This window comes from Mesorhizobium sp. P2_E7, assembly GCF_056403855.1.
The window spans coordinates 123,017-144,275 of record NZ_JBFUER010000004.1; the positions used below are offsets into that span (position 1 = coordinate 123,017).

The following is a 21,259-nucleotide window of genomic DNA, read 5'->3' on the forward strand; positions in this document are numbered from 1 at the left end:
AACCGGGCGGTGAAGTGCTCCGCCCGCAGCGGCCAAACCCGCGGTTGCGGCAGCAAAAATTTCACCGCAACGTGACTTCCCGTTGACTGTCGCTTCTGCCACAAATCTGGGCAACCAGAACAAGGCCGGCGTCACCGGCGGGAATCGGAACGACCATGGCACCTCGACAACCTCTGCGGCTTGCGGCTTTTGCGCTGGCCTTCTCGGCGCTTGCCGGGACCGGGTTTACCGAGGAGTCGGGAACCACCCAGGCGGATAAGCCCCAGACCGACAAGCCGCTGGGCGTCGTCGAGCTGTTCACCAGCCAGGGCTGCAACTCCTGTCCGCCGGCCGACGCTCTCTTTGCCGAACTGGCAGCCAAGGACAACGTCGTCGCGCTCGCCTACCACGTCAATTACTGGGACTATCTCGGCTGGCAGGACACGCTGAGCAACAAGGACAACACCGACCGGCAATATGACTATATGCGCGCCTTCGGCACGCGCTCAGTCTACACGCCGCAAGCCGTCATCAACGGCCGCAGCCATGTCAACGGCGCCAGCCGCAAGGAAGTCGACGGCACACTTGCCCGCATGGAGAAATCCGGCGAAGGCATGCGGGTCAGCGTCAAGGTCAGCCGCACCAGCGACCGCGTCATGATCGATGCCGGCGACGCCGGCAGCGGCCCGACCGACGCCCATGTCGTCATCGTCTATTTCGAACCGCCGCAGACGGTCACCATCGCCAAGGGCGAGAACACCGGCCGCAGCATGACCTACTGGAACGCCGTCTCCGGCATCCAGACCGCCGGCATGTGGCACGGCAAGGCGCAGCGCTACGAATTGCCGATGACCGAGATCGCCAAGAAAGGCGGCTGCGCCGTGCTGCTGCAATCGGTCGGCAAGGACGGCTTGCCGGGCCCGATTTTGGGCGCCGCGTTTATTCACAAGCCGTAAGCTTTTCTCCTTCTCCCCCTGTGGGAGAAGGTGGATCGGCGCGCAGCGCCGAGACGGATGAGGGGTGTTGGACGGAACTCGGCGTCGAACTAAGCTCGCGCCATGCCGCATCAGCCAATTCCACCAGCCAAACGCCGCTTCGCTCGCTCCCTTCGACGCGACATGACGGAAGCGGAAGAGAGGCTGTGGCAGGAGTTGCGTGACCGCAGGCTCGACGGGATAAAATTCAGGCGTCAGATGCAGTCGGAAAGTATGTTGCCGATTTCGTCTGCCTCGAGGCTGGACTGATTATCGAGATCGACGGAAGCCAGCACGCGGAATCAGAGGCTGATCCGCGCCGTCGAGTTGAAAGCGAGAGGCTTTCGGGTGCTGCGCTTTTGGAACGACGACGTGTTGAAGGATATGAACGGCGTTTGCGATACCATCATCGCGTACGTGCGTGATGTTAACCTGCAGCCGTGGCGGTGAAGGGACCGCCGGCGTCAAGCTGGAGCACCCCTCATCCGTCTCGGCGCTACGCGCCGATCCACCTTCTCCCACAGGGGGAGAAGGAAAAAGCGCTCCACGCAACAAAAAACCGACGTCAGCTTGCTTCTGACGTCGGTCATTTAGGTTTTGGGATCGTCGCACCCGGTCTCTCCCTGAGGAAAGTCCGAGGTTGGTTCGATCCGACGCAGACCCGTGGGCGGGGGGCTTGGGGTTTACGAGCCGGTGCCGGACCGAACCGTCTCAGGCAACGCCGGTAAATTCGTCGGACATTGGGGCATGAGCGCGGATAAAATAAGGCAGGAATGTGGCGGAGCATCACCAATTCAAACACCGCGTTTTATAAAAGTGACTGGACGTTGCGAAAACAGCGCAGCCCCGGGATGGTTAGCCGGGTCTTGCAATTCCACCGCGAACACGCCAACTTCTGCAAGCGAGATTCATTTTTAAAGGGATCGCGGGATGACCGATCGCAGCAGCGGTGGAGCGGAGGATGGGGACTCATCCGCAATATTGATCCCGCTGCAGGAGGCGCGACGCGAACGCCTCGACCAGCCGGTTCGCTTCGACCGGCGTGAACTCGATGAGATCCTGAGACTCTACGGACGCATGGTCGCCGCCAATGAGTGGCGCGACTACGCCATCGATCATCTCGCTGATCGCGCTGTGTTTTCGGTCTTCCGCCGAGCCAGCGAAGTGCCGCTGTTCCAGATCGTCAAGGATCCGAAACTGGCGCGCCGGCAAGGCGCGTTCGCCGTCATCGCTGCCGGCGGCCGCATCCTCAAGCGCGGCCAGGAACTGGGCCGCGTGCTCGGCGTGTTCGATCCCAAGCTGAAAGTTGTCGAGGCCTGAGTTGGGGAATTGAAGAACTTAGGAATTGGGGAAATTGAAAAAATAGAGAGCTTAGGAGTTGAGAAGACGGGATTTCTCCAGGACTGGGTCCCTTTTCTCCAATTCTTCAGTTCATCAATTCTCCAGTTCCTAAGTTCGTCAACCTCACTCACTTCCCGCCAAGACTCTTGCGAAATTTCCGCTCCGGCAGCGAATCCGGATCGGGCGGAGCCGTTGCCCCGCCATTCAGCGGCAGCTGCATGAACACCGTGTCCAGCCAGCGCCCATGCTTGTAGCCGGAACCTTCCAGACGGCCGGAATGGCGAAAGCCAAGCTTTTCATGCAACCGAACCGACGCGCTGTCGGCGTGACCGTCACCGATCACAGCTATGATCTGGCGAAAACCCGCCACCCGGCACGCCTCGATCAGCGCCTGCATCAGCAAAAGCCCGACGCCCTGGCCCTTGGCGTCTGGCGCGACATAGACCGAATCCTCGACGATGAATCGGTAGGCCGGACGCGGCCGGAAGGCGCCGGCATAGGCATAGCCAAGCAGCGTCCCATCCTTTTCCGCCACCAGATAGGGAAAGCCGCCCCCCGTCAGGCTGTCGAGGCGCACGCCCATCTCGGCGCGGCTGGGCGGCTCCAACTCATAGCTCGCCGTGCCATGCGTAACCGCATCAGCGTAAATCTCGGTGATTCGGTCGAGGTCGCTCTCCAGGGCCGCGCGTATGGAAATTTTGCTCATAATTTGTGCAAGTGGTTTCATCTGCCTGCCATAACAGCAAAGGCCGGCACAAAAGAAAAGGGCGGCCGTTGGGCCGCCCTTTCGATATCAGCTGGTCCAGCTGCCTGGATGGAGCCGCTTAGCGGCGATCGCCCATGAACTGCAGCAGGAACATGAACAGGTTGATGAAGTCGAGATAGAGCCTCAGCGCGCCCATGGTGGCCTTGCGGCCGGCCACGTCGGCGCCATCGCCTTCGAAATACATTTCCTTGATGGTCTGCGTGTCATAGGCGGTAAGGCCGGCGAAGATCAGCACGCCGATCGCCGAAATGGCGAAGCCGAGCGCCGTCGAGGCCAGGAAGTAGTTGATCACCATCGCGGCGATCAGGCCGAACAGGCCCATGACCAGGAACGACCCGAACGCCGACAGGTCGCGCCTTGTCGTGTAGCCATAAAGCGACAGCGCGCCAAAGGCGGCCGCCGTGGCGAAGAAAGTCTGGGTGATCGAGGCGCCGGTGTAGACCAGGAAGATGGTCGACAGCGACAGGCCAACCAGGCCCGAATAGACCCAGAAGGTTGCCTGCGCCGCGGCCACGCTCATCGACTGGATCCTGAACGACAGGAAGAAGACGAGAGCGAGCGGGGCGAAGATGACTACCCAGCGGAAGGCGCTGGCATAGATCAGCGTGCCGAAAGCGGTCAGCTGTCCGTCGCCGGTGACGGCGAGATGGAAAGCGCCCCAGGCGGCGATGCCGGTGATGAGGAGACCAAGCCCCATCAAATTGTAGACCTTCAGCATGTAGCTGCGCAGGCCTTGGTCGATGTCGGCGCGCGCGCGCGGCACGGCCGAAGTCTGGTAGTTGCGAATGGGCTCAGCCATTGGAATCCTCTGTTGCTTCTGCCCCGTACGGTGTCAGGCCCTTCCGGGCCTGGGCGCCGCTGGCGGGGCTCCAGCATGCCTGTGGCGAAATATGATGGTTCTTGACGTCAAGAACAAGACCGTAACGGCCTGCAACGCTTGGTGAATCGCCGGAAGCCGGTTTTGTGGCCTCTCGCGGCCGCTCCATTACCAAGATTTAATCGGAGCGGGCCGGATTCGGCCGGCTTTGCCGCTTGAAACCTAGAGGTCGCGCAGCACCGGCGCCGCCTTGTGGCCGAGCACCCGCCATGTCCCGGCAAGGCCGATGCCGACGGTGATCACCAGCGCGAAGATCAAAGTCGCCACCGCCACCTCCGGCATGAAATGCGATGGCAGCGTCATGATGCGGTCGACGATGTACCAGGCGGCAATGCCGCCGGCGGCTAGCGCGAACACCGCGGTGGCGAGCCCGATCAGCATATATTCGAGCGAAAACGCCGCGATCAGCGTCCGCCTCGTTGCGCCCAGCGTCTTCAGCACCACGGCATCGTGGATGCGGGCGCGATTGCCCGCGGCGAGCGCGCCCGCCAGCACCAGCACCGAAGCGATCAGCGCCACGCCGGCCGCCGCCCGGATCGCCGTGCCGAGCTGGCCGACCAGCCGGTTGACGACATCAAGCGCGTCCTTGACCCGCACCGTCGTCACCGCCGGGAAAGCGCGAGTGACGGCATTGAGCAGGCGGGCATCATCTGCTGCCGTGGCATCCTTTTCCGTCAGTGTCGCCAGCCAGCCATGCGGGGCGCCGGCGAAAGTGTTGGGCGAGAACACCATGACGAAATTGATGCCCATCGTCTCCCATTGCACCTGTCGGAAATTGGCGATCCTGGCCGTCACATTGCGGCCCAGCACATTGACGGTGACGCTGTCGCCGAGTTTCAGCCCCAGCGCCTTGCCTTCATCGTTAGAGAAGGAAACCAACGGCTCGCCGGTATAGTTGTCGGGCCACCAGCTGCCTTCGGTCAGCGTCGCGTTGGCCGGCTGTTTGGCGTCATAGGTCAGGCCGCGATCGCCGCGCAGCACCCAGGCGCCTTCAGCCGGCACTTTGGCCTTATCGACATCGACGCCGTTCAGCGCCATCACCCGGCCGCGCAGCATCGGCACCTTGACCAGCGTGCCCTTGGGCGCCTCTTTGCCGACCAGCGCCGAGAAGGCATCGACATCGCTATTCTGGATATCGACGAAGAAGAAGTTCGGCGCCCGCTCCGGCAGGCTGCCGGAGATTTGCTGCCGTAGATTCCCGTCGATCAGCGCCAGCGTCACCAAAAGCGTCAAGCCGAGCCCCAGCGATAGCACGACGGACGGCGTCAGCGCGCCGGGCCGGTGGATGTTGCCGATGGCGAGCCTGAGCGCGACCGAGCGCACGCGCGGGCTTTTGCGCGCCACCCATTGCACCAGCGCGCCGACGAGGCGCAGCACCAGAAAGGCGAAGATCGTCGCGCCGACGAAGATGGAGGCAATGCGCTGGTCGCCGGAAAACAGGATGGCCAAAGCCGCCAGAGCGAGCGCGATGCCGACCGCTGCCGCAAGATAGGGCAGGCGCGGAAAGCCGCGGCCCTCAAAACCCATTTCGCGAAACAGCGCCGTTGCCGGCACATCGCGGGCGCGGCCGAGCGGTAGCAGCGCGAACGCCAGCGTCACCAGCAGCCCGAACAAAGCCGCCATGGCCAGTGCGCCGGGATAGAACCCCCCTTGCGCCGGCACCGGAATGACAGATTGCAGGGCAGCACTGGCCGCGAACGGCATGGCGGCGCCGAGGACGAGACCGAGCACGATGCCAAGGCCGGCGATCATCAGAATCTGCACGAGATAGACGGTGAAGACGAAGCCGCCGGATGCGCCGAGGCTCTTGAAGGTGGCGATGACGCCGCGCTTGCCGTCGAGATAGGCGCGCACCGCGTTCGCCACGCCGACGCCGCCGACCACCAGCGCCGTCAGCCCGACCAGCGTCAGGAACTGCGAGAAGCGCTCGATGTTGGAGGACAGCGCCGGTGCAGCGTTGGCGCGCGTGCGGATCGACCAGCCGGCTTCGGGGAAATCGCTGGCCGCCCGATCCTGGATGGCCTTGAGATCGGCCTCGCTGGCGCCGGCCGGCAGCCGCACCTTGTAGGCGTTCTCGACCAGGCTGCCCGGCTGGATCAGCCCGGATGCGGCAAGCCCCGCGGTCGAGACCATCAGCCGCGGCGCGAAGCCGAACCCGTCCGACACTGCGTCCGGTTCGCTGACCAGCCTGGCGCGCAGTTCGAAGGTCGCGCTACCGAGCTTCAGCCGGTCGCCGATCCTCACATTGAGCCGGTCGAACAGAAGGTCGGGGGCAGCGGCGCCGAAGACGCCGGATTTTTCACCGAACAGACCCTGTCTCGAAAGTGCCGGCTCGGTCTGCAGTGCCCCATAGAGCGGATAGCCGTCGTCGACCGCCTTGGCCTCGACCAGCGATTGGTCAGAGCCGTCCTCGAGCCGCGCCATCGAGCGCATATTGGCGCTGTGCGACACAGCACCCAGGCCATTGAGGAAGGCGCTTTCGGCAGGCATCGTATCGCGCTGGTTGAGCTGGAAGCGCAGGTCGCCGCCAAGCAGCGTCTGGCCCTGGTCGGCGACGCCGGCGGTGATCGCCTGCGCCACCGAATTGACGCCGCCGATGGCAGCCACGCCAAGCGCAATGCAGGCCAGGAAAATCATGAAGCCGGACAGCCCGCCGCGCATTTCGCGCAGCGAGAAGCGAAACGCCAGCTTCAGCGTCTGCGACAGCGGCATCAGGCAGGCACCTTGACCTGCAGAGGCGCATCCTCGATGCGGCCCGAGCGCATCGATACCTGGCGCGAACAGCGCGCCGCAAGGGCAGGATCATGGGTGACCAGCACCAGCGTCATGCCGCGCTCGGCTGCCTTGGCGAACAGAAGGTCGGCGACCTGCCGCCCCGTCGCCTGGTCGAGATTGCCGGTCGGCTCGTCGGCAATGAGAATGCGCGGCGCCGGCGCCAGCGCTCTTGCGATCGCCACGCGCTGCTGTTCCCCGCCGGAGAGTTCGCCGGGATAATGCGTGACGCGGTCGCTGAGGCCCACTGCCGCGAGCTCCCGCGCCGCCACGCCGAACGGATCGGCATGGCCGGCCAGTTCCAGCGGCACCGCGACATTTTCAAGCGCCGTCATGTTGGGAATGAGGTGGAAGGACTGGAATACGATGCCGATGTTTCGGCCCCGAAACGATGCAATCTGGTCCTCGCTTTTGCCGTTAAGCGATTCGCCGGCGATGCGCACCGTGCCCGAATCGACCCGCTCCAGCCCCGCCAGCACCATCAGCAAGGTCGACTTGCCGGACCCTGAGGGACCGACAATGCCGGTCGCCTCGCCGCGTGTCACGTCGAGGCTGACGTCTTTCAGCACATGGACGGATGACGCACCTTGGCCAAGGGTCAGGGATATGTCTTTCAGCTCGATGACGGCTTCTGTCACAATTAAAGCGTCCTATATCAGGATGAAGGCTCTGCTTGCCGGAAGCCGTCGCCGGAAGAATTCTTGGTCATATGGGGCCTGCCGCATGTCTTTCAAACGCCAGATAGCCGCAGGCTTGATCCTTTTCCTCGCCCTTTGCGGCGCCATTTCGTCGGCGCGGGCCGAGACATTCACCATCGTCGGCTTCGGCGACAGCCTGATGGCGGGCTTTGGCCTCGGGCCTGGCGAAGGCTTTACCGACAAATTGCAGGCAGTCCTTCGCGCCAAGGGCCATGATGTCACCGTCGCCAATGCCGGCGTCTCCGGCGACACGACGAGCGGCGGCCTGGCGCGGCTCGACTGGTCGGTGCCGGACGGCACAAAGCTGGTCATCCTCGAACTCGGCGCCAACGACATGCTGCGCGGCGTCTCGCCCAACATTGCTGAAAAGAATCTGGACGACATGCTGGCAAAGCTGAAAGCGCGCAAGATCGCCGTGCTTCTGGCCGGCATGCGCGCCGCGCCCAATCTCGGCGCCGACTACCAGACTGCCTTCGATGCGATCTATCCGAAGCTGGCCGCGAAATACGATGTGCCGCTTTATCCGTTCTTTCTCGATGGCGTTGCCGGCGAGAGCGGGTTTCAGCTCGAGGACGGCCTGCACCCCAATGCCAAGGGCGTCGACCGCATGATCGAGCGCATCCTGCCTACGGTGGAGAAGGCGATTGCAGCGGTCGAGGGCTGAGCCTGAAGCGGGATCTTCGCTTCTGACGGCAGCTTCCGTAAGGGAAACATTAGGGAAAGCCTGCGACCAACAAACCACTTGCCCCGTTTGAATATCGATGATTCGCTAGGGGCATAGTTCGATTCGAGGAAGGGAGGCTCACCATGCCGCGTCTTTTCACCGCCCTCGAAATACCGCGTGACGCCGCTCTTTCGCTGTCCCTGCTCAGGGGCGGCCTGCCCGGGGCGCGCTGGATCGATGTCGAAAACTACCACATGACGCTGCGCTTCATCGGCGATGTCGAGGGCCATGTCGCCGACGAAATCGCCAACGCGCTCGACCGGGTTCACCGCCCATCCTTCTCGCTGACGCTGTCAGGGGTCGGCGCCTTCGGCCAGAAAAAGCCGCATGCCGTCTGGGCCGGCGTCTTCGCCTCGCCCGATCTGTCGGCGCTGCAAGGCGAAATCGACCGCATCTGCCAGCGGCTCGGCCTGCCCGCCGATCCGCGCAAGTTCACGCCGCATGTGACGCTGGCGCGCCTGCGCAATTCGAGCCCGCTCGACGTTGCGCAATATCTGTCGGCGCGCGGCAATTTCTCGACGCTGCCGTTCCGCGTCGGCCGCTTCGTGCTGATGTCGTCGCGCGATTCGGTCGGCGGCGGACCCTACATCGTCGAAGAGGCCTGGCCGCTCTCCAGCGTCGATGCGCGCGCTTCGAGCAGCTTTGCCAACGCCTCCGACGCTTCGCGGATCATGCGGTAGACCGAGGCGAAGGCTTCCGGGCCGTCGTAATAAGGGTCCGGCACGTCGCGGGTTTTGCCCTGTGCGAACTCCACCAGCAACTGGATGCGCTCGCTTGCGTGAGCCGGCGCCAGCGCCATCAGGTCGCGGACATTCTGCCGATCCATGCCGAGGATCAGGTCGAATCGCGAAAAATCCTCCGGCCTGACCTTGCGCGCCCGCTGCCCGGAAATGTCGATGCCGTGACGGGCGGCGATCGCAACCGAGCGTGGATCGGGGGCTTCGCCAAGGTTCCAGCCGCCGGTCGCCGCAGAATCCAGCATCATGTCGCGGCCGCGCTCGGCCAGTACGGCGCGAAACACGCCTTCCGCGAGTGGCGAGCGGCAGATATTGCCGAGGCAAACGAAGAGTATGGAGTTTATCGGCTTTATGCTCATCGGTATGCGCCGTTTGTGCATTTGGAAGCCCAAAACGCAAGGCACTTTTGGGCGACTTGCATTATGGTGAGGGTCAAGATCTGGAATAGCACGGGACATCATCATGACGAGAGAGAAACTCAGCAAGGACGCCATTACAGCTGCACTGGCCGAACTGGGCGGCTGGTCGCTGGCCGCGGACGGCGCTTCCATCAAACGCAGCTTCGTCTTCAAGAATTTTTCCGAAGCCTTCGCCTTCATGACCCGCGTCGCCCTGGCCGCGGAGAAGATGGACCATCACCCCGACTGGTCGAACGTCTACAAGACGGTGGACGTGACCCTGAACACCCACGATGCCGGCGGCGTCACCGCGCTGGACATTGCGCTGGCCAAGAAGATGAACTTGTATTCCGGCGGCTGACCGTCCGGCGTTGCAACGCGCCAGTGCCGACAAATCGGCGCCATCCTCTTGTAGCAGCCCCGCGCTTTCACCACATTTTCCGGTGGCGGCCGCGCGCAATACGCTGCGCGACGGCCTGCAAAGGAGACATTGATGGCGCAACAACCCGGTTTTGATTTCTTCGGCTTCGGCAACAGGCTGGGGGATGAAAGCGAAGTGCGTGCCAAATTCTGGCGCACGGCCAAGAAGGCCGCCCGGCAGATTCCGTTCATGGAAGAGGTTGTCGCCGCCTATTACTGCGCGCTCGACAAGAAGACGCCTTTGCGCGCCAAGGGCATATTGCTCGCCGCGCTCGGCTATTTCGTGCTGCCGGTCGACGTCATCCCCGATTTCGTGCTCGGCCTCGGCTTCACTGACGACATCGCCGTGCTGACGGCCGCGATCACCGCCGTCAGCGCCCACATCACCCCCGCCCACCGCAAGGCCGCCAGGGAGGCGATTGCCGACAACAGCTAATCGGCCGTCGCATTGGCAACTGGTTCAGTAGAAATCCGGCGCTCAAACAGGGCGATAGCGGCTTGGTTTCGGCTTCCGCTGCGGCCGTTGAAAAAGTCAAACTCTTGCCGCTTTCGTGGCCTCCAAGTCGGCGCAGGGACATTGCGAAAGCCGTTTTTCAACAAGCGGCGCGGAAATGGCGGTGGTTTCCATGGGTGAATGTCCTTTTCCAAGGGAAATTCACCGTTTGGTAACCCAGATTAAATCAAAATGAAGCGACGGGCAGGACGCCAAGCCGGCCTGCCCCCGCACCATTTGGAATACGGGAAAAACGATGCGCGGATTGATTGCACTAGTCTCGAGCCTGGTCCTGGTGGCCTTTGCAGCGCCGGCGCTGGCGCAGCAGGCGACCAAGATCGGCCAGCACAACGCCTGGGGCACCTACAGCTACCAGGCGCAGGGCGGCAAGGTCTGCTACGTGCTGACCGTGCCGACCGACAAGCAGCCGCCGACGCTCGACCATGGCGACATGTTCTTCTTCGTCAGCCAGCGGCCGGGTCAGCAAGTGTCCTACGAGCCGCAATTCATCGCCGGCTACACCTTCCAGGAAGGCTCCAAGGCGACCGTCACCATCGACAAGAAGTCGTTCTCGATGTTCACCCGCGGCAAATCGGCCTGGGTGGAGAACGCCGCCGAAGAGCCGGTGCTGATCGCCGCCATGAAGACCGGCACCGACATGAAGGTGTCGGCGAAGTCCGGCCGCGGCAACACCACAACCTATGTGTTCTCGCTGAAAGGCATCTCGGCCGCGCTGACCTCGATCGCCAAGTGCAAGTAGGTTAGCGCAACGCGGCCTCCTTCAGCGGATGCAGATGCTCGTAAGGCGACCGACCTTCCTTGAAGCAACATGCCAAATCGCTTTAGCTGGCTTGGCATTTCTTCTCCTACTCGACTTTATCGATGCAGCAAGCGTTCGCTGCGATGTTACGCCAGCGTCGTCCTGGTGCAGCGTCTGGGGAGTGTCCGAAGGCCCGGTTGGTATGGCTTGGAACTATCGGAGCCAGACCGTCTACTTGCGATCCGACATTGCTCGGATGGCCATCTTGGCCATAGCGATACTCACACCATTCGTTACAACGAGGCCCGCTTGGGGAATGGGGCTGTTGGCCGGTGTCGGCATCTTGGGTTCGGTTGCACTAGAATTTCTTGGTCCGACGCTTCTGTGATTTCAAACTGAGACACTACCGAAAAGTCGCCCCGCATGACTCTGCCCGCAACCTGTGCTATGCGCCGCGCTTCGTTTTCGGCACGATGGATGAAATCGGCCGCAATTCGCTTATATTGGCGCTGCTATGACCCTTTCCTTCGATCTCACCACTGAGGGCGCACGCGATGCGTTGCGTGCCCGCACTGCTTCGGCTGAAAAGCCGTCGCTGATCGGCCTGACCCGGGCCGAACTCGGCGAAGCCCTTGTTGGCGCCGGCATCGTGCCCGAGCGCCAGGCGAAGATGCGCGCCCAGCAGCTGTGGCACTGGATGTATGTGCGCGGCGTGTCCGACTTTGCCGGCATGTTCAACATCTCCAAGGATTTGCGCGCCGAGCTCGACAAGCATTTCACCGTCGCCCGGCCCGAAATCGTCGAGGAGCAGATTTCCGCCGACGGCACCCGCAAATGGCTGTTCCGCTTTCCGCCGCGCGGCGCCGGCCGTCCGGTCGAGATCGAGACCGTCTACATCCCCGAGGAAGGCCGCGGCACGCTCTGCATCTCGTCGCAGGTCGGCTGCACGCTGACTTGCTCCTTCTGCCACACCGGCACCCAGAAGCTGGTTCGCAATTTGACGGCGGAAGAAATCCTCGCCCAACTGCTCACCGCCCGCGACCGTCTCGGCGACTTCCCCGACCGCGACACGCCCGACGGCGCCATCGTGCCGGCCGAGGGCCGCAAGGTCTCCAACATCGTCATGATGGGCATGGGCGAGCCGCTGTACAATTTTGAGGCGGTGAAGAAGGCGCTGCTGATCGCCTCCGACGGCGATGGACTTTCCTTGTCGAAACGTCGCATCACGCTGTCGACCTCCGGCGTCGTGCCCGAAATCTTCCGCACTGGCGAGGAGATCGGCGTCATGCTGGCGATCTCGCTGCATGCCACCAACGACGACCTGCGCGACCTCCTGGTGCCGATCAACAAGAAGTATCCGTTGAAGGAACTGATCGCGGCCTGCCGCGCCTATCCCGGCCTGTCCAACGCCAAGCGCATCACCTTCGAATATGTGATGCTGAAGGACGTCAACGATTCCATCGAGGATGCCAAGGGGCTGATCAAGTTGCTCAAGGGCATTCCGGCCAAGATCAACCTGATCCCGTTCAACCCGTGGCCGGGCACCAACTACCAGTGCTCGGACTGGGAGACGATCGAGAAATTCGCCGACTACATCAACAATGCCGGCTACGCTTCGCCGATCCGAACGCCCCGCGGCCGTGATATCCTGGCCGCCTGCGGCCAGCTCAAGTCGGACTCCGAACGCATGCGCAAGGTCGACCGGCTGGCGCTGGAAGCGATGATGATCGCGGGGCATGGCGAGGCGTGAGCCGCCTCATCGCCTATCTCGTCCGCTTCGCCGTCATCCTGTTCGGCTATGTCGTCGCCGCGCTGGCGGCGAGCGCCTTTCTCAACATCCTGTTCCTGGCCTCGCTCGGTTACGCGCCGGAACATGCCCACCCGACGGCAACCGCATCGCTGTATTTTTCGATCCCCTTCGTGGCGCTGTTCATCGCTTATTTCGCCTTCATGCCGGCGGCGATCGTCATCCTGATCTCGGAAATCTTCCGCCGCCGCGACTGGCTGTTCTATGCGCTTGCGGGCGGCGTCGTGGCCGCGGTGTTCCTCGGCTTTGTCCACCGGAATGCCGATATCAATTTCGATGTCACCGATCCGCGCGCCATCGCCGCCGTGATCGGCTGCGGCATGGTTGGCGGCATCTTTTACTGGCTAAGTGCCGGCCGCTGGGCCGGAAGCTGGTGGCAGGCCGCTACTTCGCCTGAGCGGTCAGAGTCCTGAGTGCGACGGCGAAAAACGCTCCGGCAAAGAGAATAGCCGACCACCGCCGCGACTCCTGAACAGCAACTCGCCACGAGGTGAACAGTCGATTTTTAACGATTTCCTGCACATTGATTGGCAGGAACACTTTTCGTTTTTTCGATCTGCAGGTTGCCCCAACTACTATGGACCGGTTTGCAACTCTCATTCTCGGATATATGGTCGCAGTAGCAGCGTCTAGTACAACCCTGGTCACAATGACCCTCGTATACGGCGCCTGGAAAGATCCCGAGCATTGGGTAGGGGTTCTCGCGATAAGCCCTGTCTTGGTGTTGTTCTTTGGCGTATTCATCGGTCTTCTGGGTGTCCTGCCTTTCTGCCTGGTTGTCACATTGGCAGCATTCTTTTCGATCAGAACTCCATTCTACTACGCGATCGCGGGCGGCCTGAGCGGCATCGTCAGTTACTTTCCATTCTGGATCGAGTATCAACCATTTTGGAGATATGTTGGCGAGGTGCAGAAAGTGCACTGGATTACCGGCACTCCAACAGTCCCTCCTCTGGAGACTCACGCCGCGTTGTTCACCTGCGGCCTCGTCGCTGGTCTGGCCTATTGGGCGGTTGCGGGGCGCAGCGCAGGCTGGCGAAAGGCTACTTCGCCTGAGCGGTCAGAATCTTGAGCGCGAAGGCCGAAAACACCCCGGCGAACAGATAGTCGACCACCCGTGTGATGCGCGGGCTGGCCTTCATCGCCGCCGAAAACCTTTCCGCCGCAAACACCATCGGCGCCGTCACCGGGATCGACAGCACGATGAACATGACGCCGAGGACGAACAATTGTCCCGGCGCGTTCGGGTCATGCGCCGAGACGAATTGCGGCAAAAACGTCATGAAGAACAGGATGATCTTCGGGTTGAGCAGATTGACGCCGAGCCCGGCGGCCCAGCTGCGGGACAGCGAAATCTCGGGGCCGCTCTTCTTCTCCGGTGAAAACGCCGAGCCCTTGGCGAGGGCCTGCCAGGCGAGGAAGACGAGATAGGCGGCACCGAAGATTTTCAGCACGAGGAAGGCCATCGGCGAGGCGACGATCAGCGCCGAGATGCCGACCGCCACCAAAGTGGTGTGGATCAGCGTGCCGGTGAGCGCCCCGGCCAGCGAGGCAAAGCCGGCGGCGCGGCCCTGGCTCAGCGTGCGCGAGACGAACAGCGTCATGTCCGGCCCCGGCGTGATCGCCAGGATCATGGTGGCGATGGCGAACGGGATCAGCGTCGTGGTGTCGGGAATGAAGGACATTGATCGCCCCTAACAGAGCATCGGACCCAAAAGTGGAGGCCGGTTTTGGGAGACTTCGATGCTTATACAAAAAGGAAGCGCAGCCTATAGCGCACGCGGCGCGCCCGGGCCAGCGTCTGCAAGCCGCAGCATCTGGTCCAGCCCTGATCCGCGTTCGTCCCTTGCGCTGGCCGGAAAGCCCGTGATACCTCGCCCGCGAAGAACCCTTGTCGCGGAACCGCCAACAATGTCGAAGACAAAAGACGTCAAGAAGGTCGTGCTCGCCTATTCCGGCGGCCTCGACACCTCCATCATTCTGAAATGGCTGCAGACCGAACTCGGCGCCGAAGTCGTCACCTTCACCGCCGATCTCGGCCAGGGCGGCGAGCTGGAGCCGGCGCGCAAGAAGGCCGAGATGATGGGCATCAAGGATATCCGCGTCGTCGATGTGCGCGAAGAGTTCGTCTCGGACTTCGTCTTCCCGATGTTTCGCGCCAACGCCGTCTATGAAGGCACCTATTTGCTCGGCACCTCGATCGCCCGGCCGCTGATCTCCAAGCATCTGGTCGAGATCGCCAAAGAGACGGGCGCCGACGCGATTGCCCACGGCGCCACCGGCAAGGGCAACGACCAGGTTCGTTTCGAGCTGTCGGCCTATGCGCTCAACCCCGACATCAAGGTCATCGCGCCATGGCGCGATTGGTCGTTCAAGTCGCGTACCGACCTGATCAACTTCGCCGAGCAGCACCAGATCCCGGTGGCGAAGGACAAAAGGGGCGAGGCGCCCTTCTCGGTCGACGCCAACCTCCTGCACTCCTCCTCCGAGGGCAAGGTGCTGGAAGATCCGTGGAGCGAGCCGCCGGAATTTGTCCACCAGCGCACCGTCTCGCCGATGGACGCGCCCGACAAGGTCACCGAGATCGAGATCGAATTCTTGAAGGGCGACCCGATTGCGCTCAACGGCAAGAAGCTGTCGCCGGCTGAGATGCTGACCGCCCTCAACGACCTCGGCCGCGACAATGGCATCGGCCGGCTCGACCTGGTCGAGAACCGCTTCGTCGGCATGAAGTCGCGCGGCGTCTACGAAACACCTGGCGGCACCATCCTGATCGTGGCCCACCGCGCCATCGAATCGATTACGCTCGACAGGGGTGCAGGCCACCTCAAGGACGAGTTCATGCCGCGCTACGCCGAGCTCATCTACAACGGCTTCTGGTTTTCGCCCGAGCGGCTGATGCTGCAGGCGATGATCGACAAGAGCCAGGAAGATGTCGAAGGCACGGTGCGCCTGAAGCTCTACAAGGGCAATGTCATGGTCACCGGCCGCAAGTCGAAGAAGACGCTCTATTCCGACGCACTGGTCACCTTCGAGGATGACCGCGGCGCCTATGACCAGAAGGACGCCGCCGGCTTCATCCGCCTCAATGCGCTGCGGCTGAGGACACTGGCCGCGCGCAACCGCAAGGGTTGAGCTCAACTACTATCCAGGAAAACCCGGCGGAGACGCAGGTCAAGGGCGAAAGCCACTGCGCCGCGGAACTCCAAGTTCCGTACCTGCAAGGGTTTTGACGGCACCTTCCAGGTTCCCGCTTCCCGGAAATGCCCGCTGAGCGGCTACGCGAACAATTGAGAGCCCAGGCGCTCGCCGCTCTTGGCATGCCAAACCCTCAACAAAAAAGCCCGGCACATGGCCGGGCTTTCCGTTGAATGGATTTTCTATCAACCGCCGTCGATCGCGTCGGCGATCTGGGCGATGGCCTGCTGGTAGACGCTGGCCGAATTCCAGCCGGCAATGGCGCCCATATTGGCACTGGCGCTCGCACCCGCCCGCCAGCCATGAGCCTTGAGGAAGTTGGCGGTGGACGCCAGCGCGGTTGCCTTGTCGCGCAGGTTTCCGTTGCCGACGCCATATTTCAGGACATTTCCGGGCAGGAACTGCGTATGGCCGATCTCGCCATGCGCGGCACCCACCGACGAGGCGCTCAGCGCGCCGCGATCGACCAGCTTCAGCGCGGCAATGGCATGCGGGTAGAAGAACCCCGGGCGGCGGCAATCATAGGCAAGCGTGAGAATGGCGGAGACCGTATTCTGGTTGCCCATGGCGGAGCCAAAGCCCGTCTCCATGCCCCAGATGGCGAGCAGCACGCCCGGCGACACGCCGTAATTGCTCTCGATCCTCTCGAACATGGCGGCGTTCTGCTTCTTCAGCGAACGGCCCCTGGAAATGATCGAGGCCCCGCCACGACGCTTCATGAAAGCATCCACCGAGCCGCTGAACGCCTTGTGGATGGCGCGGTCGACGGAGATCGTCTTTGTCGCGTAGCTGGCGCCGGCCAGAGCGGCCAGGCCTTTGGGACCAACACCTTCGGCCTTGGCCTCTGCCGCGAATTCCGGCTTCCACGCCTCGAAACCGGCGCCGGTCTTGCCGCAGCTGGCCGCCGCCTGCGCGCCCGTCGCCAGCGCAAGCACCGCCACCACCGTGGCAGCAAAAATCCTTCCCTTGGCAAACAATGCCATGCTTCTCTCCTGATTTGCCTGAATCACGTCCCGGTTGTGAACTTGCCAGTGAAACGCGCCATTGTCACCGTACCCCCGGCGCCACGCTGGCCAATGCAGCGGAATTTGCCTACGATCAAGTGCTTATTGTGGCGGGAGCGCGCGACGCAGGGCGGGACAATCCGCTGCTCGAACAAAAAAGATCTCGCATCGGTATGGAACGCCTGCCCATGGCCGGCGTTTGGGCGAGGCGCCGCTCCGCACCATATCCATACCCTGACCATATGCTGACGTTTTGAGATCGACATGAAACTGTTCGACTGTCCGCATTGCGGCCACCGCCTCTATTTCGAGAACGCGCAGTGCCTGAGCTGTTCGAGCCTTGTGCTCTACGACCCCGAGCATGCGCGCTTTGCCTTGTCTGATGTGAACGGCATCTTCCACTGCACCAATGCCGATGAATGCGCCTGCAACTGGATGGCCGAGCCCGGCCACCCCTTCTGCCGCGCCTGCGCGCTGAACAAGCTGATCCCGGATCTCTCTGTGGACGGCAACCGCCGCCGCTGGATCCGCGTCGAGGCGGCCAAGAAGCGCGCCATCTATTCGCTGCTCGCCTTCGGCCTGCCGGTGGCGCCCAAGCAGAACCCCGGCGACGAAATCGGCCTTGCCTTCGACTTCCTGGCCGACCCGATCGGCGGTGGTCCCGGCGGCGAGCGCATCCTCACCGGCCACGACAACGGCCTGATCACGCTCAACGTCGCCGAGGCGGACTCAGCCGAGCGCGAGCGGCGGCGCGTCGAGATGGGCGAGAACTACCGCACGCTGCTCGGCCATTTCCGCCATGAGCTCGGCCACTACTATTGGGACCGGCTGATCCGCGACGACCCGCAACGGCTCGACGCCTTTCGCGCACTGTTCGGCGACGAGCGCGCCGACTATGAGCAGGCACTGCAGACCTACTATGCCAATGGCGCGGCACCCGACTGGCAGCAGAGCCATATTTCAGCCTATGCGACGTCGCATCCATGGGAGGACTGGGCCGAGACCTGGGCGCACCATCTGCACATCACCGACACGCTGGAAATGGTGCACGCCCTGAACTTTCCGCTCGGCCAGCTGGAGACGATGGAAGCCAATGTGCTGCCGCTGGGCGACACCGGTGGCCGCCTGCAGCCCGCACCCGCCGAGCCTGACGCCGTACCCGAGCCTTTCGAAAGGATCCTCGCCCGCTGGCTGGTGCTGTCGGAAGCTTCCAACTCGATCAACCGCTGCATGGGCCTGCCCGACCTCTATCCCTTCGTCATTTCGGACGTGACGGCGCGGAAACTCGCCTTCGTGCATGAGCTTTTGACCGGTTTGCCGAAAGAAACCGGAATAAATCGTGAGCCGATCCGGGCATTTTAGCCGGAACGCATGCGCTCCGTTTTCGTTTGGGCTCGCGAGGGACCATGAAAACGGAGAGAAACCAATGAGACGCATACTGTTTCCGGCCGTCGCCGGGGCGCTTGTCGCCATGTCGGGTGCGGCACTCGCCGATACCGCCGTCTCGGCCGTCACCGATCTTAACGTGCGCGCCGGTCCCGGCCCGCAATATCCGGTGATCGGCGTGCTTGCCGCCGGCCAGTCGGCGACGCTCAATGGCTGCATCGAAAACAGCAAATGGTGCACCATTGCCGAGGCTGGCGGCCAGGGCTGGGTCTATTCCGACTATGTAACGGCCGATTTCGGCGGCAGCCGGGTCGTGCTGACGCGCCGCCCCGCCGACGCCGCCATCACCGTCGTTGCACCGCCGCAGGATGATTATCCCGACACCTATACCGGCGCGATCCTGTCCGACGACGGCCCCATCGACGCCATCGACAGGCCGCCGGCGGAAGTCGGCACCTATGTCAGCACGCACCGGCTCGACCCCGTCTATCTCGACGGCGAAGTGGTCACGGGCGCGACCTTGCCCGACACCGTCGAACTGCGCGAAATCCCCGACTATCGCTACCGCTACGTCTATGTGAACGGCCAGCAGGCGCTGGTCGACCCCCAGACACGGCGCATCATGTACGTCGTGCGCTGATTTTTGCCTGCAGTGACCAATAAGTGAACTTTGTGCCGCCCTCCTACCTTGGTCGAGGGCGGCGCAAATGCTCGCCGAACAGCAGCGATTGCGCGCAACGCGCCGATCCCCTAGATCATGCGACCCGATGCGTTCGGCAGAGGAATTCGCGTGACATCAGATCCAGTCGCCTTCGAGCGCTATCGCAACACGGCCACCGAAAAGACCAACCTGCCGCGCCTGATGATCGGGACGGCCATCGTCGTCCTGTTCTGGGTGGCGATCACTTTGGTGGTGGTGCTTGGCGGCACCTATCTCGCCATCATCTGGCATGTATTGCCGGGCGATCCGCGCGGGCCGCTACAGGGCTTTCTGGCCTCGCCCATCGGCATACTCACCGCGCTCACCTCGTTTGCCGGCATCTGGATCGGCCTGTGGCTTGCCATGCGTTTCGTCCATGGCGAGCCGCTCGCAGCACTTTTCGGCGCCAGCCGTCGCGTCTCCTTGCCGGGGTTCGTCAAAGGCCTGATCGCGGTGCTGATCACCTCGGCGATCTCCGAGATCCTGCTCTATGGCCTGCAGCCCGAAATCGCGCGCGGCGCGATCAGCCTGTCGACCTGGCTTCTGTTCCTGCTCCCGATCGTGGCCCTGACCCTGCTGCAGACTTCGTCCGAGGAGATGCTGTTTCGCAGCTATCTGCTGCGCGGCCTGGCCAAGCGGTTTCAGAGCCCTTACGTCTGGGCGCTGCTGCCCGCCTTGCTGTTCACCTCCTTGCACTGGAGCCCGGATTCAAGCCTCACCATCAACGCCTGCGTGCTGGCCTCGATCGCCGCTTTCGCCTTCCTGCTGACGCTGCTGGTCTATGTCACCGGCAATCTCGGTGCCGCCTTCGGCGCCCATCTCGGCAACAATCTCACCGGCTTCCTGCTGATCTCGCATCAGGAAAGCTACAATTCCTTCGCCCTGTTCAACGCCAAGCCGCTGGAAGGCCCCGGCTGGACGACGACGGATGCCGTCATCATCGCCGCAATCGGCATTGTCTGCACCTTGCTGACGATCCTGCTGCTGCTGCACCCACGCTCGCCGCTGAAAGTCGAGCCGGTCTCCGGATAAGGCTATGATCCGGCAAGAAGCAGGAGGACGACGCTGATGCGCATCACGCTCGTGGTGGCCGGCACCATCCCGTCCAGAGGCTATGGCGGTACCCAGCGTCAGGTCGAGTGGCTGGCAAGCGAGCTCGTCCGCTGTGGCCACCATGTCGTGCTGATCGCCAACCCCGGCTCGGACCACCCGCTTTGCGAGGTCAGGCACGCATCGTCGGCAGCGCAATGCCTGGCTGCCATTCCGGCCGACACCGAGATCGTGCATTTCAACGGCTGGTACATCGAGGCGCCGTTTCCGACCCTCAACACCGAGCACGGTTATGCGCCTCAACACCCAAGGCCGCGGCCGAACTGGAGTTTCGTCAGCGCCAGCCACGCCCGCAATCACGGCAGGGAAACCTTCGTCCACAACGGCTTCCCGGTGGATGCCTATCGGCTGGCCGGGCAGAAGAACGACCGCCTGCTGTTCCTCGCCGGCATCGCCCGCGCCGGCAAAAACCTTAGCCGCGCCGTCGAGCTGGCCAAGGAATTCGATTTTCCGCTCGATATTGCCGGCGGCTCGCGCTGGCGGCTGCTGACCCGCAGCCAGGTCCGGCGCGACGGCGTCTTCTTCAAAAGCCTCAGCAGGCGCTACCGCTTCCACGGCACCGTCGATGGCGACGCCAAGCTGCGCCTGCTCGGCGAGGCAAAGGCTTTTCTCAACCCGATCGCCTGGGAAGAGCCGTTCGGCATGGCGCCGGTCGAGGCGATGCTGTGCGGAACGCCGGTGCTGACCACGCCACGCGGCGCCTTACCCGAGATCGTCGACGCCGACACCGGGCGGTTCTTCGATACAGACGCGGAGTTCGGCTCAGCGCTCGGCGAGATAGCCGGCCTGTCCCCGCAACGCTGCCGTGAGTCCGCCGCCGATCGGTTTCCGATCGCCAGAACCGCCAAGGGCTATCTCGACCTCTACACGCGCGTCATCGATGGCGAGGCGCTGCCGTGAGCTTGTTCCATCCGGCCCGCACCTTGACTCTTCGGCCGATTTCCTGTCTACAGCCCCCGAATTCCGCGACGAGTACTCCTCCGAGCAAGCCGACCAGGACGCCAACACCTCTTTGAGGTGGGTGCTGTAAACAGATCCTGGAGGCCAACACCCGGCAGCGCTGAGCGCCCCCGGGTGCTTTTTGGCTTTGCGCTTGCCCGGGCTTTGTTTGGACA

The 21,259-nt window shown here is 63.0% G+C and carries 22 protein-coding genes and 1 pseudogene; 16 read left to right on the forward strand and 7 right to left on the reverse strand.

What is annotated here, in order from left to right; translation table 11 throughout:
• Positions 1-155: 155 nt before the first annotated feature.
• The 3 genes and pseudogenes from AC1DYC_RS21835 (at position 156) to AC1DYC_RS21845 (ending at position 2,273) form a co-directional block, all read left to right on the forward strand.
• A complete protein-coding gene (locus AC1DYC_RS21835; protein WP_477409833.1) occupies positions 156-935 on the forward strand; it encodes a DUF1223 domain-containing protein in 780 nt (259 codons plus the stop codon).
• Between the two features lie 102 nt (positions 936-1,037).
• Positions 1,038-1,403, forward strand: a pseudogene (locus AC1DYC_RS21840) (endonuclease domain-containing protein).
• 480 nt (positions 1,404-1,883) lie between these two features.
• On the forward strand, positions 1,884-2,273 hold the full coding sequence (locus AC1DYC_RS21845) for a DUF2794 domain-containing protein (RefSeq protein WP_112560078.1): 390 nt from the start codon (positions 1,884-1,886) through the stop codon (positions 2,271-2,273).
• 148 nt (positions 2,274-2,421) lie between these two features.
• On the opposite strand, the gene AC1DYC_RS21850 is transcribed toward AC1DYC_RS21845, so the two are convergent.
• The 4 genes from AC1DYC_RS21850 to AC1DYC_RS21865 all read right to left on the reverse strand — a co-directional run bounded on the left by AC1DYC_RS21850 (position 2,422) and on the right by AC1DYC_RS21865 (position 7,347).
• Complete coding sequence (locus tag AC1DYC_RS21850; protein ID WP_477409835.1) at positions 2,422-3,000, reverse strand: N-acetyltransferase family protein; 579 nt, start codon at positions 2,998-3,000, stop codon at positions 2,422-2,424.
• A 118-nt stretch (positions 3,001-3,118) separates the two neighbouring features.
• Positions 3,119-3,859 (reverse strand): Bax inhibitor-1/YccA family protein, encoded by a 741-nt coding sequence (locus tag AC1DYC_RS21855; RefSeq protein WP_477409837.1) that lies wholly within the window; start codon positions 3,857-3,859, stop codon positions 3,119-3,121.
• 240 nt (positions 3,860-4,099) lie between these two features.
• The gene (locus AC1DYC_RS21860; RefSeq protein WP_477409839.1) at positions 4,100-6,649 is read right to left on the reverse strand and encodes an ABC transporter permease; all 2,550 of its coding nucleotides are present in this window, start codon (positions 6,647-6,649) and stop codon (positions 4,100-4,102) included.
• Complete coding sequence (locus AC1DYC_RS21865; RefSeq protein ID WP_477409841.1) at positions 6,649-7,347, reverse strand: ABC transporter ATP-binding protein; 699 nt, start codon at positions 7,345-7,347, stop codon at positions 6,649-6,651. Before AC1DYC_RS21865 ends, AC1DYC_RS21860 begins: the two co-directional genes overlap by 1 nt.
• A gap of 85 nt (positions 7,348-7,432) precedes the next feature.
• Between AC1DYC_RS21865 and AC1DYC_RS21870 the strand changes: the two genes are divergently transcribed.
• Both AC1DYC_RS21870 and thpR read left to right on the forward strand, forming a co-directional pair.
• A complete protein-coding gene (locus AC1DYC_RS21870; protein WP_477409843.1) occupies positions 7,433-8,071 on the forward strand; it encodes an arylesterase in 639 nt (212 codons plus the stop codon).
• Between the two features lie 143 nt (positions 8,072-8,214).
• Entirely contained in the window at positions 8,215-8,811 is a 597-nt protein-coding gene (thpR, locus tag AC1DYC_RS21875) for an RNA 2',3'-cyclic phosphodiesterase (RefSeq protein ID WP_477409845.1), read from the forward strand.
• Here thpR and AC1DYC_RS21880 read toward each other — a convergent pair.
• A complete protein-coding gene (locus AC1DYC_RS21880) occupies positions 8,715-9,227 on the reverse strand; it encodes a low molecular weight protein-tyrosine-phosphatase (RefSeq protein WP_477409847.1) in 513 nt (170 codons plus the stop codon). The two genes, thpR and AC1DYC_RS21880, sit on opposite strands and share 97 nt — an antisense overlap.
• A gap of 103 nt (positions 9,228-9,330) precedes the next feature.
• Here AC1DYC_RS21880 and AC1DYC_RS21885 point away from each other — a divergent pair, with 103 nt between their 5' ends.
• From AC1DYC_RS21885 to AC1DYC_RS21910, 6 genes are all read left to right on the forward strand, one after another.
• A complete protein-coding gene (locus AC1DYC_RS21885) occupies positions 9,331-9,627 on the forward strand; it encodes a 4a-hydroxytetrahydrobiopterin dehydratase (protein ID WP_477409849.1) in 297 nt (98 codons plus the stop codon).
• A 132-nt stretch (positions 9,628-9,759) separates the two neighbouring features.
• The gene (locus AC1DYC_RS21890; RefSeq protein WP_477409851.1) at positions 9,760-10,122 is read left to right on the forward strand and encodes a YkvA family protein; all 363 of its coding nucleotides are present in this window, start codon (positions 9,760-9,762) and stop codon (positions 10,120-10,122) included.
• Positions 10,123-10,435: 313 nt separating this feature from the next.
• Complete coding sequence (locus AC1DYC_RS21895; RefSeq protein ID WP_181060894.1) at positions 10,436-10,939, forward strand: invasion associated locus B family protein; 504 nt, start codon at positions 10,436-10,438, stop codon at positions 10,937-10,939.
• Between the two features lie 514 nt (positions 10,940-11,453).
• Positions 11,454-12,689, forward strand: coding sequence for a dual-specificity RNA methyltransferase RlmN (gene rlmN, locus AC1DYC_RS21900; protein ID WP_477268353.1), 1,236 nt, complete (start codon positions 11,454-11,456; stop codon positions 12,687-12,689).
• A complete protein-coding gene (locus tag AC1DYC_RS21905) occupies positions 12,686-13,159 on the forward strand; it encodes a hypothetical protein (RefSeq protein WP_477409853.1) in 474 nt (157 codons plus the stop codon). Before rlmN ends, AC1DYC_RS21905 begins: the two co-directional genes overlap by 4 nt.
• 236 nt (positions 13,160-13,395) lie before the next feature.
• Positions 13,396-13,818 carry a hypothetical protein gene (locus tag AC1DYC_RS21910; protein WP_477409855.1) on the forward strand — a complete coding sequence of 141 codons (423 nt, stop codon included), beginning with the start codon at positions 13,396-13,398 and terminating at the stop codon, positions 13,816-13,818.
• Here AC1DYC_RS21910 and AC1DYC_RS21915 read toward each other — a convergent pair.
• Positions 13,790-14,431: a LysE family translocator gene (locus AC1DYC_RS21915; RefSeq protein ID WP_477409857.1), complete on the reverse strand. Its 642-nt coding sequence runs from the start codon at positions 14,429-14,431 to the stop codon at positions 13,790-13,792. The genes AC1DYC_RS21910 and AC1DYC_RS21915 overlap by 29 nt on opposite strands.
• Positions 14,432-14,657: 226 nt before the next feature.
• Between AC1DYC_RS21915 and AC1DYC_RS21920 the strand changes: the two genes are divergently transcribed.
• Complete coding sequence (locus AC1DYC_RS21920; protein WP_477289161.1) at positions 14,658-15,881, forward strand: argininosuccinate synthase; 1,224 nt, start codon at positions 14,658-14,660, stop codon at positions 15,879-15,881.
• Positions 15,882-16,129: 248 nt separating this feature from the next.
• Here the strand turns inward: AC1DYC_RS21920 and AC1DYC_RS21925 are convergent, their stop codons facing one another.
• Positions 16,130-16,927 (reverse strand): lytic murein transglycosylase, encoded by a 798-nt coding sequence (locus tag AC1DYC_RS21925; RefSeq protein ID WP_477409859.1) that lies wholly within the window; start codon positions 16,925-16,927, stop codon positions 16,130-16,132.
• A gap of 285 nt (positions 16,928-17,212) precedes the next feature.
• On the opposite strand from AC1DYC_RS21925, the gene AC1DYC_RS21930 reads away from it, so the two are divergent.
• The 4 genes from AC1DYC_RS21930 to AC1DYC_RS21945 all read left to right on the forward strand — a co-directional run bounded on the left by AC1DYC_RS21930 (position 17,213) and on the right by AC1DYC_RS21945 (position 21,044).
• Positions 17,213-18,310: a zinc-binding metallopeptidase family protein gene (locus AC1DYC_RS21930; RefSeq protein ID WP_477409861.1), complete on the forward strand. Its 1,098-nt coding sequence runs from the start codon at positions 17,213-17,215 to the stop codon at positions 18,308-18,310.
• 64 nt (positions 18,311-18,374) lie between these two features.
• The gene (locus AC1DYC_RS21935) at positions 18,375-18,974 is read left to right on the forward strand and encodes a DUF1236 domain-containing protein (RefSeq protein WP_477289151.1); all 600 of its coding nucleotides are present in this window, start codon (positions 18,375-18,377) and stop codon (positions 18,972-18,974) included.
• A 117-nt stretch (positions 18,975-19,091) separates the two neighbouring features.
• The gene (locus AC1DYC_RS21940; protein WP_477409863.1) at positions 19,092-20,066 is read left to right on the forward strand and encodes a lysostaphin resistance A-like protein; all 975 of its coding nucleotides are present in this window, start codon (positions 19,092-19,094) and stop codon (positions 20,064-20,066) included.
• A gap of 36 nt (positions 20,067-20,102) precedes the next feature.
• Positions 20,103-21,044: a glycosyltransferase gene (locus tag AC1DYC_RS21945; RefSeq protein WP_477409865.1), complete on the forward strand. Its 942-nt coding sequence runs from the start codon at positions 20,103-20,105 to the stop codon at positions 21,042-21,044.
• The last annotated feature ends 215 nt before the right edge of the window (positions 21,045-21,259 follow it).

Excerpts from the sequence above, each read along its gene's own strand:
- AC1DYC_RS21835 (WP_477409833.1), top strand. The coding sequence starts at position 156 with ATGGCACCTCGACAACCTCTGCGGCTTGCGGCTTTTGCGCTGGCCTTC.
- AC1DYC_RS21845 (WP_112560078.1), top strand. The coding sequence starts at position 1,884 with ATGACCGATCGCAGCAGCGGTGGAGCGGAGGATGGGGACTCATCCGCA.
- AC1DYC_RS21850 (WP_477409835.1), bottom strand. The coding sequence starts at position 3,000 with ATGAGCAAAATTTCCATACGCGCGGCCCTGGAGAGCGACCTCGACCGA.
- AC1DYC_RS21855 (WP_477409837.1), bottom strand. The coding sequence starts at position 3,859 with ATGGCTGAGCCCATTCGCAACTACCAGACTTCGGCCGTGCCGCGCGCG.
- AC1DYC_RS21860 (WP_477409839.1), bottom strand. The coding sequence starts at position 6,649 with ATGCCGCTGTCGCAGACGCTGAAGCTGGCGTTTCGCTTCTCGCTGCGC.
- AC1DYC_RS21870 (WP_477409843.1), top strand. The coding sequence starts at position 7,433 with ATGTCTTTCAAACGCCAGATAGCCGCAGGCTTGATCCTTTTCCTCGCC.
- thpR (WP_477409845.1), top strand. The coding sequence starts at position 8,215 with ATGCCGCGTCTTTTCACCGCCCTCGAAATACCGCGTGACGCCGCTCTT.
- AC1DYC_RS21880 (WP_477409847.1), bottom strand. The coding sequence starts at position 9,227 with ATGAGCATAAAGCCGATAAACTCCATACTCTTCGTTTGCCTCGGCAAT.
- AC1DYC_RS21885 (WP_477409849.1), top strand. The coding sequence starts at position 9,331 with ATGACGAGAGAGAAACTCAGCAAGGACGCCATTACAGCTGCACTGGCC.
- AC1DYC_RS21890 (WP_477409851.1), top strand. The coding sequence starts at position 9,760 with ATGGCGCAACAACCCGGTTTTGATTTCTTCGGCTTCGGCAACAGGCTG.
- AC1DYC_RS21895 (WP_181060894.1), top strand. The coding sequence starts at position 10,436 with ATGCGCGGATTGATTGCACTAGTCTCGAGCCTGGTCCTGGTGGCCTTT.
- rlmN (WP_477268353.1), top strand. The coding sequence starts at position 11,454 with ATGACCCTTTCCTTCGATCTCACCACTGAGGGCGCACGCGATGCGTTG.
- AC1DYC_RS21910 (WP_477409855.1), top strand. The coding sequence starts at position 13,396 with ATGACCCTCGTATACGGCGCCTGGAAAGATCCCGAGCATTGGGTAGGG.
- AC1DYC_RS21915 (WP_477409857.1), bottom strand. The coding sequence starts at position 14,431 with ATGTCCTTCATTCCCGACACCACGACGCTGATCCCGTTCGCCATCGCC.
- AC1DYC_RS21920 (WP_477289161.1), top strand. The coding sequence starts at position 14,658 with ATGTCGAAGACAAAAGACGTCAAGAAGGTCGTGCTCGCCTATTCCGGC.
- AC1DYC_RS21925 (WP_477409859.1), bottom strand. The coding sequence starts at position 16,927 with ATGGCATTGTTTGCCAAGGGAAGGATTTTTGCTGCCACGGTGGTGGCG.
- AC1DYC_RS21930 (WP_477409861.1), top strand. The coding sequence starts at position 17,213 with ATGAAACTGTTCGACTGTCCGCATTGCGGCCACCGCCTCTATTTCGAG.
- AC1DYC_RS21935 (WP_477289151.1), top strand. The coding sequence starts at position 18,375 with ATGAGACGCATACTGTTTCCGGCCGTCGCCGGGGCGCTTGTCGCCATG.
- AC1DYC_RS21940 (WP_477409863.1), top strand. The coding sequence starts at position 19,092 with ATGCGACCCGATGCGTTCGGCAGAGGAATTCGCGTGACATCAGATCCA.
- AC1DYC_RS21945 (WP_477409865.1), top strand. The coding sequence starts at position 20,103 with ATGCGCATCACGCTCGTGGTGGCCGGCACCATCCCGTCCAGAGGCTAT.